The 10,184-nt window shown below is 64.2% G+C and carries 11 protein-coding genes; 2 read left to right on the top strand and 9 right to left on the bottom strand.

Annotated elements, in window-relative coordinates; genetic code table 11:
- Positions 1-41: 41 nt before the first annotated feature.
- The 9 genes from BN423_RS04240 to BN423_RS04280 all read right to left on the bottom strand — a co-directional run bounded on the left by BN423_RS04240 (position 42) and on the right by BN423_RS04280 (position 9,150).
- Entirely contained in the window at positions 42-335 is a 294-nt protein-coding gene (locus BN423_RS04240; RefSeq protein ID WP_019239023.1) for a PTS sugar transporter subunit IIB, read from the bottom strand.
- A complete protein-coding gene (locus tag BN423_RS04245; protein WP_232385497.1) occupies positions 332-1,054 on the bottom strand; it encodes a MurR/RpiR family transcriptional regulator in 723 nt (240 codons plus the stop codon). Before BN423_RS04245 ends, BN423_RS04240 begins: the two co-directional genes overlap by 4 nt.
- Positions 969-1,601 (bottom strand): RDD family protein, encoded by a 633-nt coding sequence (locus BN423_RS04250; protein ID WP_019239025.1) that lies wholly within the window; start codon positions 1,599-1,601, stop codon positions 969-971. Before BN423_RS04250 ends, BN423_RS04245 begins: the two co-directional genes overlap by 86 nt.
- A 15-nt stretch (positions 1,602-1,616) precedes the next feature.
- Positions 1,617-2,921 carry a PTS sugar transporter subunit IIC gene (locus BN423_RS04255; RefSeq protein ID WP_019239026.1) on the bottom strand — a complete coding sequence of 435 codons (1,305 nt, stop codon included), beginning with the start codon at positions 2,919-2,921 and terminating at the stop codon, positions 1,617-1,619.
- 21 nt (positions 2,922-2,942) lie between these two features.
- Positions 2,943-4,349 (bottom strand): family 4 glycosyl hydrolase, encoded by a 1,407-nt coding sequence (locus tag BN423_RS04260; protein WP_019239027.1) that lies wholly within the window; start codon positions 4,347-4,349, stop codon positions 2,943-2,945.
- 355 nt (positions 4,350-4,704) lie between these two features.
- Positions 4,705-5,175 (bottom strand): deoxycytidylate deaminase, encoded by a 471-nt coding sequence (locus tag BN423_RS04265; protein ID WP_019239028.1) that lies wholly within the window; start codon positions 5,173-5,175, stop codon positions 4,705-4,707.
- Between the two features lie 56 nt (positions 5,176-5,231).
- Positions 5,232-6,830, bottom strand: coding sequence for an aminotransferase class I/II-fold pyridoxal phosphate-dependent enzyme (locus BN423_RS04270; protein ID WP_019239029.1), 1,599 nt, complete (start codon positions 6,828-6,830; stop codon positions 5,232-5,234).
- Positions 6,831-7,050: 220 nt separating this feature from the next.
- Positions 7,051-7,578 carry an RNA 2',3'-cyclic phosphodiesterase gene (thpR, locus tag BN423_RS04275; RefSeq protein ID WP_019239030.1) on the bottom strand — a complete coding sequence of 176 codons (528 nt, stop codon included), beginning with the start codon at positions 7,576-7,578 and terminating at the stop codon, positions 7,051-7,053.
- A gap of 141 nt (positions 7,579-7,719) precedes the next feature.
- A complete protein-coding gene (locus tag BN423_RS04280; RefSeq protein WP_019239031.1) occupies positions 7,720-9,150 on the bottom strand; it encodes an amidophosphoribosyltransferase in 1,431 nt (476 codons plus the stop codon).
- Between the two features lie 195 nt (positions 9,151-9,345).
- Here BN423_RS04280 and BN423_RS04285 point away from each other — a divergent pair, with 195 nt between their 5' ends.
- Together BN423_RS04285 and BN423_RS11675 are read left to right on the top strand one after the other, a co-directional pair.
- Positions 9,346-9,867: a nitroreductase gene (locus tag BN423_RS04285; RefSeq protein WP_019239032.1), complete on the top strand. Its 522-nt coding sequence runs from the start codon at positions 9,346-9,348 to the stop codon at positions 9,865-9,867.
- A 130-nt stretch (positions 9,868-9,997) separates the two neighbouring features.
- On the top strand, positions 9,998-10,184 hold a 187-nt coding region (locus BN423_RS11675), incomplete at its 3' end, for a zinc-ribbon domain-containing protein (protein WP_187367790.1).

Raw genomic sequence — 10,184 nt, forward strand, 5'->3', positions numbered from 1 at the left:
GCTCTCCCGACGCGCTGCCGGCCACGGTCTCCTCCGCCATCCTAGATCATCCCCTTGATCTGCTGGAGCACCTTCTTGCCATCCATCATGCCGTAGGCCATCATGTCGATAGCGTCCACCGGCTTGTCCGGCGCCGCGGCGCGAACCTTGTCCAACATGAACCGGATCTGCGGCCCCACGAGCACCACATCCGCCCAGTCGAGCTTGTCGTTCATCATCGCCATGGCAACCGCCTGCGTCTCGAGCTCCATGCCCTCCGCGGCAGCTGCCTCCTCGATCTTCTTGCACATGCTCGCTGTCGAAGCTCCCATCGAGCAGATCAGCAACACGTTCATGATTCCCTCTCTCCCTCTTTCAGCTTCCAAAGCCTCTGAACGATTCCCTCCACGATGATCAGGCAATTGACCACGAAATAATCCGCACCCTCGACGCCGTAGCCGTGACGTCGCTCGACCACGATCCTGTGCCGCGCCCGTTGGCAGAGCGTGCTTCCCGCGTTCGCGGAGAGCACGATGTCCTCGATGCCCTTTTTCTGGCAGCGCTCTTGGATGAACAAGAGGTCGGTGGTCTCGCCGCTCTCGCTCACGAAAACCATGAGCACCGGGTCGTCGTCCCTGAAATCGAGCGGGCTTTTCTCGGTTGCGAACATGCCGAGCTCCTGGAGGCGCTGGCAGAAGTACCCGGCCACATACCCTGAATAACCAGTTCCCACGATGTTCACCCGAGCGTAGGTTCCCGAAGAAAGCGCATCAATCAAAACGCACGCCTGTTGGAACGAATCGTCGGTGGCGAACACGCGCGCGGCGCCCGTATCTGCCGCCCCGCCCGAGCGCGTGCGATCCGCGCGCATCTCGTAAAGCATGGCCGAAAAGCCGGGGTATCCGAGCTTCTTCGCAAGCCGCATCACGCTCGTCGTCGAGGTGTAGGCATCTGCCGCGACGGCGCGGATGGGAATCTTTTCCTCCCCGTCATCGATCCGATGCTTGATCGCGCGCAGGATGCCCATCTCTATCGAGCTCAGGCTGTTCCAGCGCTCCATCGCGTCGATGTCCATCGCCTTCACCTCCCTGCACACGTTCGACCAGCACGACACGGGTGCCACCCACGAAATCATGGATCATGCGCCGCTGCGCGGTGAGCACCATGAGTCCCACGGATACCGCGCCAATCACGATACCAGCCCACACGATACCCTGCACAACGTCGCGCGGCACCCAGAGGAGCAGTACGTTTCGCAGATAGTTACTGAGCGGCGAGAAGCATCCTTCAATCACGACGATGCCCAACAGCTCACGCCGCAGGAAGCAGGCGAGCGTCGCATCGCCGCCCGAAGCGCGTTCCACGCGCAGACGCAGCAGGCGCTTGCCGAGCGTCTGCCCCTTGAGCGCGTAGCGCGGAAGCACGCAGAAATAGAGCGCGTCGAGCACCGCGAGGACGCAGAAGAGCGCAAGCCGGAGGCCGCCGTCGAACGCGGTGAGCGGCACCATGCCCGCGAACACCACACCCAAAAGCTGGTACGCCGCGATAACGAGCACGAGGTTCATCGCAAACGAGATGAGATACCAGTCGATGGCGTATGCCACCAGCCTGCGCACGAACATACCGAGCCCGCCCTACTACGCGCTCGCCTCGGCGGATACCTGCTCGCCGAGCTCTTCCTTGGTGTACTCGCGATCAAGCACCTTGATGAACGGCCAGTAGATCACGCCCGAGATGATGAGGTTCACGATCTGCAGCGCTCCGCCGCGCCAGTCGCCGCACATCATCCAACCGCTGATGGGCGCAGGCAGCGTCCACGGTACCGGTACGCCGATGGGCGTGGGCACGATCCCCGTCGACATGGCACCGAAGGCAACGAGCACGCACACGAGCGGTGCCACGATGAACGGGATGAGCATCATGGGGTTCATGACGATGGGCAGGCCGAAGATGACCGGCTCGTTCACATTGAAGATGCCCGGGATGATGGCGCCCTTGCCCACGGTCTTGAGGCGCTGCGACTTGCACATGAAGGCCATCTCGATGCACAGCGGCAGCGTGATGCCGGAACCCGTGAGGTACATGATCATGTTGGAGAAGTCGATCGTAGCGATGTAGGGACGCACGGCAAGAGCATCCTCAAGGTACACCTGCCAGTTTGCGTCACGCGCGGCGTACCAGAGCGGCTCCATGACGGAAGCGACTACGTTGGTTCCGTGGATGCCGAAGAACCAGAGCACGGAGTTGATGAACTCAGCGATGAGCGTTCCCACGAGCGACGTGCCCAAGCCGGTGAGCGGCGCTTGGAGCAGACCGTAGATCATGCTAGAGGCGGTCTCGTACGGGGTGAGCTGGATGAGGTAGCGCACCACGAGCCACAGCACGGCGCAAAGCACGGCAGGGATGAGCGCTGCGAACTGCGAGGACACGAACTCCGGCACGGAAGCCGGCATCTTGATGGTGATCTTGCGCTTGATGCAGAACGAGTAGATCTCGACCGAAACAAGCGCCACGATGATGCTCAGGAAGAGCGTCGTCGCGCCGAACTCGCTCTGCGAGATCATGCCGTTCTCATCGGCATGGATGAGCAGGAAGAAGCTCATGAGCGAGATGGCCACGCCGGGCATAGGGGTCACGTCGTTACGACGTCCGAGCTCATAGGACATGCCACACATGGCAACGAGGCTCAGAAGACCGATGCTCGCGGGGTTGAGCACGCTCCAGTTCCACTCAGCCCAAACTTCCTCACCCACGAGGTTCGCCATGAACGTCTGGAACGCATCGATCGGGAAGTCGCTGATGATGCAGGCGAACGCACCCACGAGCAGCAGCGGGATGCTAAGCATCATGCCGTACTGAATCGATGCGAGGTATTTGTTTTCCTGGAAGAACACAGCAGCAGGGTAAATGCGTTTCTCCAGCCAATTGGTTAGCTTATCCATCTCTCGTTCCCCCTCCTCTAACTAATGGAACTCGGGCCACTCGGAGCCGTTGGCGGCCTTGAAGTCGGCGATGATCTTCTTGGCCACGTCCGCGTCGCGCACGAGACGGTTCTCGGTGAACGCCTGCAGAAGCTTCATATCGCTATGCTCGAAAATGGCGTCCACGAGCAGCTTTTCGCACGCATATTGGTTCTCGAGCAGACCCTTTTCGAACGCCGGGACCTCGCCCACCTGGAGCGGCATGAGTTCCTGCGCCCCCGCGAGGCACGTGACCTCGAGCATCATGCCCGGATCGAGATTCGGGCAGATACCCTTGTTCTCGGTCATGACGAGCGTGGGTTCGTGCGCGTTGTTGATGATGGAGATCACGAGCTCCACGAGATACGCGGCATGCACATCGTTCGCGGCGTATACGGTCTCGACGCCAAGGTCGCGGATGCTCGCGCGCTTCTGGGCGATCTTGTCCGTGAGGTCATACTCCGTGCCGATCATATGACCGAGCTCCGCGACCTTGCGGCACAGGCCGAATACCTCGTGCTCGCGGCCTTCGACCACCTCGTCGTAGCGGGTATGGTCGATGCTGTAGTGCCCGTACGTGCGATCCGGGTACAGGTAATACAGGTTGTACGTGTTCGGCAGCGAGTAGGGGAAGTCGCGGATCATCTCCAGGTGGTCGAGGAACGTGATGGGCCAGTGGTCCGTGGGCCCGGTGATGCGCGCCTTGAACTGCGCATGGATCTCATCGTAGTGCCCCAGGATATAGTCCATGAGCTCGGGCAGGACGTCCTCGCCGGTCTTGCGGTCGAGCAGGCGCGTGAACCAACCGAAATGGTTGAGCCCGAAATACACCGGCCAGATGTCCGAGCGCTTCTTGCCGATGAACGGCAGGTAGTGGTTGAGCACATCGGGCGGCATGTCGCAGATGTTCACGAGACGGGTATCGCCGGGGAACGCGCGCTTCGTTGCCTCAGCCACGATCGCCGCAGGGTTCGCATAGTTGATGATCCACGCATCCGGCGAGTAACGGCGGATATCCTTCACGAGTTGAATCATGGCCGGCACGCTGCGGATACCGTAGGCAAGCCCGCCCGGCCCGCATGTCTCCTGACCGATGCGCCCATACTTGTAGGGAATCTTCTCGTCGGCGTTGCGCAGCCCCATGCCGCCCGCGCGAATCTGCACGAGCGCGAAATCGATATCCTCGAACGCTTCGGCCGGGTCGGTGGTATACGAGAACTCAAGGCCCTCGTAGTAGTCGCGGAACATGACCTCGCCGAACTTGCCCACGATCTCCTGGCGCTCGGCGTCGATGTCGTAGAGCTTCACCTTGCGCAGCGGGAACGAATCCTGCAGCAGGCAGAGCAGCTCGATCATATCGGGCGTATATGTGCTCCCGCCGCCGCAGATCACAACCGAATAGCGCTTCATTGGCACCTCCTCAGGGCGCTGCTTGCGCAGCACCAGCCCATCCTCAATTGGAGGCCTCCCTACGATACCGGTATGCGGTCAATCATATCGATAGCTGCGGCACCGCCGAAGGAGATGAATGAAATGGGGATGTGATTCAAAATTTGTAACCTGTTACGCCCTGAGGAAACGCGCGGAGCCGCTGCGCCCGAAGGGAGCAGTAGTCACCAGGGCTATGCGGCGTGGGGCGCACGATGACGGGCTTCGCGCGCGATGAATCCACGGAACTATGATTATTCGCATCTCGCAAGAAGAAATCGGGCGGCGCGCCCAAACCGAAGCGCGCCGCCCGACACAAAGTTCAACGATCGCCACCCTACTCCGCGAGCTCCATCCCCCGGAAGCGGATACCGCACGAGGTGAGGATGCGCTTGGAGATGAGGTTGCCCTCCGTGCCGTCGTACTTGTCGCTCAGGTACACGACCTCGCCGATGCCCACCTGCGCCAGGATCTTGGCGCACTCGTTGCAGGGGAAGAGCGTCACGTAGACGGTCGCGCCGCTCATGTCCTTGAGCGAGCCGCGGTAGTTGAGCACGGCGTTCGCCTCGGCATGCACCACGTAGCTGTGCTTGTCGGCGAGCGGGTCGTCGCTCACGCCCCAGGGGAAGTCGTCGTCGTTGAGCGCCGAGGGCGTGCCGTTGTACCCCACGGAGAGGATGCGGTGGTTCGTGTCGGCGATGCACGCCCCCACCTGCGTGTTCGGATCCTTGCTGCGCATGCTCGCGGCCAGCGCCACGCGCATGAAGAACTCGTCCCACGAGATGACGTCGCTGCGCTTCTTGGACATGGGCGCTCCTATCCCCTTGCCGCGATAATGATAAAAACCAGCCTGTCTGGATTTTATCAGCTCTGGCGGTAATGGGCGAAGAAGTCCGCGAGGTCGTCCATGGCCTCGTGCAGCACCTCCATGCGCGGCAGGTACACGATGCGGAAATGATCCGGCGCGCCCCAGTTGAAGCCGCCGCCGCGCGTGATGAGGATGCGCTTCTCGTGCAGCAGGTCGAGCGCGAACTGCTCGTCATCGGTGATGTTGAACTTCTTCACGTCCATCTTCGGGAAGATGTAGAACGCCGCCTTGGGCTTCACCGCGGTGATGCCGTCGATGGCGTTGAGCGCCTCGTACACGTAATTGCGCTGCTCGTACACGCGGCCGCCGGGTGCCACGTAGCCCTTCACGCTCTGGTGCCCGCCGAGCGCCGTCTGCACGATGGACTGCGCCGGCACGTTCGAGCACAGGCGCATGTTCGAGAGCATGTTGATGCCGTAGACGAAATCCGCCATGCAGCGCTTGTTGCCGGAGAGAATCATCCACCCGATGCGGTAGCCGGCGATCATGTGGCTCTTCGAGAGGCCGGAGAACGTCACGCACGGCAGGTCGGGCGCGAGCGAGGCGATGGAGATATGCTCATAGCCGTCCATGCACAGGCGGTCGTAGATCTCGTCCGAAAGGATCATGAGCTGGTGCTTGCGCGCGACCTCGACGATCTGCTCCAGGATCTCGCGCGGGTAGACCGCGCCCGTAGGGTTGTTGGGGTTGATGATGACGATGGCCTTCGTGCGCGCGGTGATCTTCGCCTCCATGTCGGCGATGTCGGGGCACCATTCGGCCTGCTCATCGCAGATGTAGTGTACCGGGACGCCGCCAGCGAGCGTGGCGCAGGCGGTCCAGAGCGGGTAGTCCGGGCTGGGGATGAGGATCTCGTCGCCGTTGTCCAGCAGCGCGTTGAGCGTGAGCTGGATGAGCTCCGAGACGCCGTTGCCCGTGTAGATGCCGTCCATGGAAACGTTCGGCAGCCCCTTGATCTGCGCGTACTGCATGATGGCCTTGCGCGCAGAGAAGAGGCCGCGCGAATCCGAGTAGCCCTCGCAGTCGGGCAGCTGCTGGCGCATGTCGGTCACGACCTCGTCCGGCGTGCGGAAGCCGAAGGGCGCGGGGTTGCCGATGTTCAATTTGAGGATACGCAGGCCCTCGGATTCCATCCGGGCAGCCTCGTCGGCCACGGGACCGCGGACGTCGTAGAGAACGTTGTCGAGCTTGGAGGACTTAGTGAACTGGCGCATGGGGGTGCTCCTTTGGGAAGACGCGGATTGGCGGGGGGACGTGGTGCGGGCGGCCTCAGACCGCGCGGCAGCTCGCGCGTCGGGCGTGGGTGCCGTGGAGGCAGGCACGGGCTCCGGGGCGCCGGCGCGGGCGGACGCGCGCGCGGGCACGGGCGGGGCGCCCTCCCCCGTCGCGAGCCATTCCGGGGTGGTGTCCAACACGGCCGCGAGCAGGCCCATCACCTTGGGACGCGGCATGACCTTGCCGCTCACGTACTGGCTCACCTGGCTTTTTCCGAGCTTGGCGCCGCGCTGTGCCGCCGCCTGGATGAGGTCGGCCTGCTTCATGCCCGCGGCGGCCATCGCCTGGACTAGCCGTTCGGCGAATCCCTGGTCTGCCATCTGACCCCCTTACTGCATGGGCGCATACCCGGCTTCAAGCGCCGCGTGACGAGCGAAACGCGATATTCGTCCGGGTGGCGCTCCCTGAAATTGAACCATCTGAAGGTAAGTTCAATTTCAGGCAGTATAGCACGCCGGGCGCGATAGGAAAGTTCAATTTTCTAGTCACTATTTTGAACTCACAGATGAGGCGCTGAGCCGTTTTGAACCCACGGTCGCCCTACCCAAGCTCGACGGTGTGGAGCGGCTTGTAGCGCGCACCCTCCTGCGTGAGCGTGCTCTTGAAGAGCGTGACGCGTCGCGCCGTCGCGGGCAGGGGAAACGCCAGGCCGGGCAGGGCACCCTCGGGCAAGCGCGCGCGACGCGCGAGCGTGATGTGCGGGCGGAAGGCCTTGCGGTCATACGAGCAGCCGCGCGCATCGAGTTGTGTGCGCACCGCCTCGGCAAGCCCCGTGAGCTCCGGTGTCGGGCGGAGTCCCAACCAGAGCGTCGCGTCGCGCGGGCGCCCGAATGTCCCGAGCCCCTCGGGCGCGAGCTCGACGGGGGCCGCGCCGGCGCACGCCGCATCGAGCGCCGCCATGGCGGCGCGGGCGCCCATCTCGTCCACATCGCCCAGAAACGCGAGCGTCACATGGTAGGTCTCCCGGCGCATGAAGCGCCCCGCCACCGCATTGCTCAGCTGCCGCGCGAGCGATGCGACCTCGTCTTCAAACAGATCCGGCAGCTCAAGGGCAATGAACGTCCGCATGCGCGCCACCTCGCCGTCGTCTTCCCGAAAAACCCTAGAATAAGCGCGGCGCCCCGATGCGCCCAAGGGCATCGGGGCGCCGCGCCCACCAAGCATAGCCGACACGGCCGACCGTCCGCGATCAACACCGCGTTCGAAGCGCTACTCCCGGCCGTCCCAGCAGTAGGTGCACACCTTCGTGGGATCGATGCCGATGGCCTCGAGCATGCCGGGCAGGCTCTGGTAGCCCAGGCTGTCGAAGCCGAGCTTCTCGCAGATGCGCTTGAGCAGGCAGCCGCCGCGCTCGGTGGAGCTGTCGGCGTACTCGTCCAGGTGCTCGTCGCCCGCCGGCCCCTCGAGCTCGCGCACCACGCGGCGCGCGATGAGATCCTGGTCGGACTTGCCGCGCGAGAAGCTCAGGTACTTGCAGCTGTACATGATGGGCGGGCACGCGGAGCGCATGTGCACCTCGGCCGCGCCGGCGCTGTAGAGGAAGTCGACCGTCTTGCCGAGCTGCGTGCCGCGCACGATGGAGTCGTCCACGAAGAGCAGGCGCTTGTCGCGGATGAGCTCCGGCACGGGGATCTGCTTCATCTCGGCGATATGGTCGCGCACCGTCTGGTTCGACGGCATGAACGACCGCGACCACGTGGGCGTGTACTTGATGAACGGCCGCGCGAACGTGGCGCCGCACTCGTTGGCGTACCCGATGGCGTGCGGCAGGCCGGAATCCGGCACGCCCGCCACGTAGTCCACCTCGGGCAGCGTGCCGGCCATCGCCTCGTCGCGCGCCATGATGTGGCCGTTGCGGTAGCGCATGACCTCGACGTTCACGCCCTCGTAGTTGGAATTGGGGTACCCGTAGTACACCCACAGAAACGCGCAGATCTTCATGTCGCCGCTCGCCGGCGCCACGCTCTCGTAGCCCTCGGGCGTGATGCGCACGACCTCGCCGGAGCCGAGCTCGTATTCGTCCTGGTAGCCCAGCTTGTGATAGACGAAGCTCTCGAGCGAGACGCAGTAGCCGTCGCCGTTCACGTCGCGCCCGATGATCACCGGCAGGCGGCCGCGCGGGTCGCGTGCGGCGTAGATGACGCCGTCCTCGGTCATGACGAGCAGCGTGAGCGAGCCCTTGATGGCGCGCTGCGCGTACAGGATGCCCTCGACGAGGTCGTCCTTCTGGTTGATGAGCGCCGCCACGAGCTCGGTGTGGTTCACCGCGCCGGAGCTCATCGCCATGAACTGCGCGCCGCCGCGCTCGAAGTACTCGTCGATGAGCTCGTCGGCGTTGTTGATGGCGCCGACGGTGGTGACGGCGAACGTGCCGTGGTGCGAGCGCACGAGCAGCGGCTGCGGGTCGGTATCGGAGATGCACCCGATGCCGCTCGTGCCGTGGAAGCGCTCGAGGTCCTTGTCGAAGCGCGAGCGGAACGGCGTGTTCTCGATGGAGTGGATCTCCTTGTTGAACCCGCCCGTGCCGTCGCAGAACACCATGCCGGCCCGGCGCGTGCCGAGATGCGAGTGATAGTCGACGCCGAAGAAGACATCGAGAACAACGTCGCGCTTCGAAGCCGCACCAAAGAATCCGCCCATATCTTGCCTTTCTGTCGGCGTCCATCCTGCGTTTTCCGCATGCACCCAGTATAAAGCGAGCGCGTCCCCACGCGGGCGCGAACGCCTAGAACGATGGCATGTTCGCCGCGGGGCGCTCCCGCGCAGACGGACGCGGCCAAAGCGGGTACATACGTGGTGTCGCGAAACCGTGGATCCCACGAAGAAAGGACGCCTATGAACACCCTCGAAGCACTCACCACGCGCCGCAGCTGCAGGAGCTACCTGCCCGACCCCGTGCCCGCCGATCTCATCGACCAGATCCTCGAAGCGGGCACGTTCGCGCCCACCGGCATGGGCCGGCAGTCCCCCATCATCGTCGCCATCACGAACAAGGAGGTGCGCGACGAGCTCTCCCGGCTCAACGCCGCGGTGATGGGCGGCGAGGACGACCCGTTCTACGGCGCGCCGGCGGTGCTCGTGGTGCTCGCGCGCAAGGACGTGGGGACGCACGTCTACGACGGCAGCCTCGTGATGGGCAACATGCTCAACGCCGCCCACGAGCTCGGGCTCGGCAGCTGCTGGATCCATCGCGCGAAGGAGGAGTTCGAGACGGCCGAGGGGCGCGCGATCCTCAGCCGTCTCGGGATCGATGTGGACGAGTACGAGGGCATCGGCAACTGCATCGTGGGCTATGCCGCCGCGCCCGCGCAGGAGGCGGCGCCGCGCAAGGCGGATTACATCTACCGGATCGCATAGGGCGCCACAGGGGCGGGCGGCCAACGGAGCGCGGCCCGCGCTGAGTTCCGCACGGTATGCCGCGCCGCGTGACGCAGAACGCCATGCGGCGCGGTATCATGGTGGCAGCTGCCTACAAAGGAGGAATGCCATGTTCTGCACCAAATGCGGGGCGAAGCTCCCGGACGGCGCGCGCTTCTGCGCCATGTGCGGTGCCCCGGCCACGATGACGGAGACCCCATCGGCCCCGGTAGCCCCGGCAAGCACACCCCAGCCGGCGAGCGCGCCCGGCCCCCAGCCCGTAGCCGCTGCGACGCCCGCTCCCGTAGCTGCGCCCG

Origin of the sequence: Enorma timonensis (assembly GCF_000321165.1) — a bacterium.
Taxonomy (GTDB): Bacteria; Actinomycetota; Coriobacteriia; order Coriobacteriales; family Coriobacteriaceae; genus Enorma.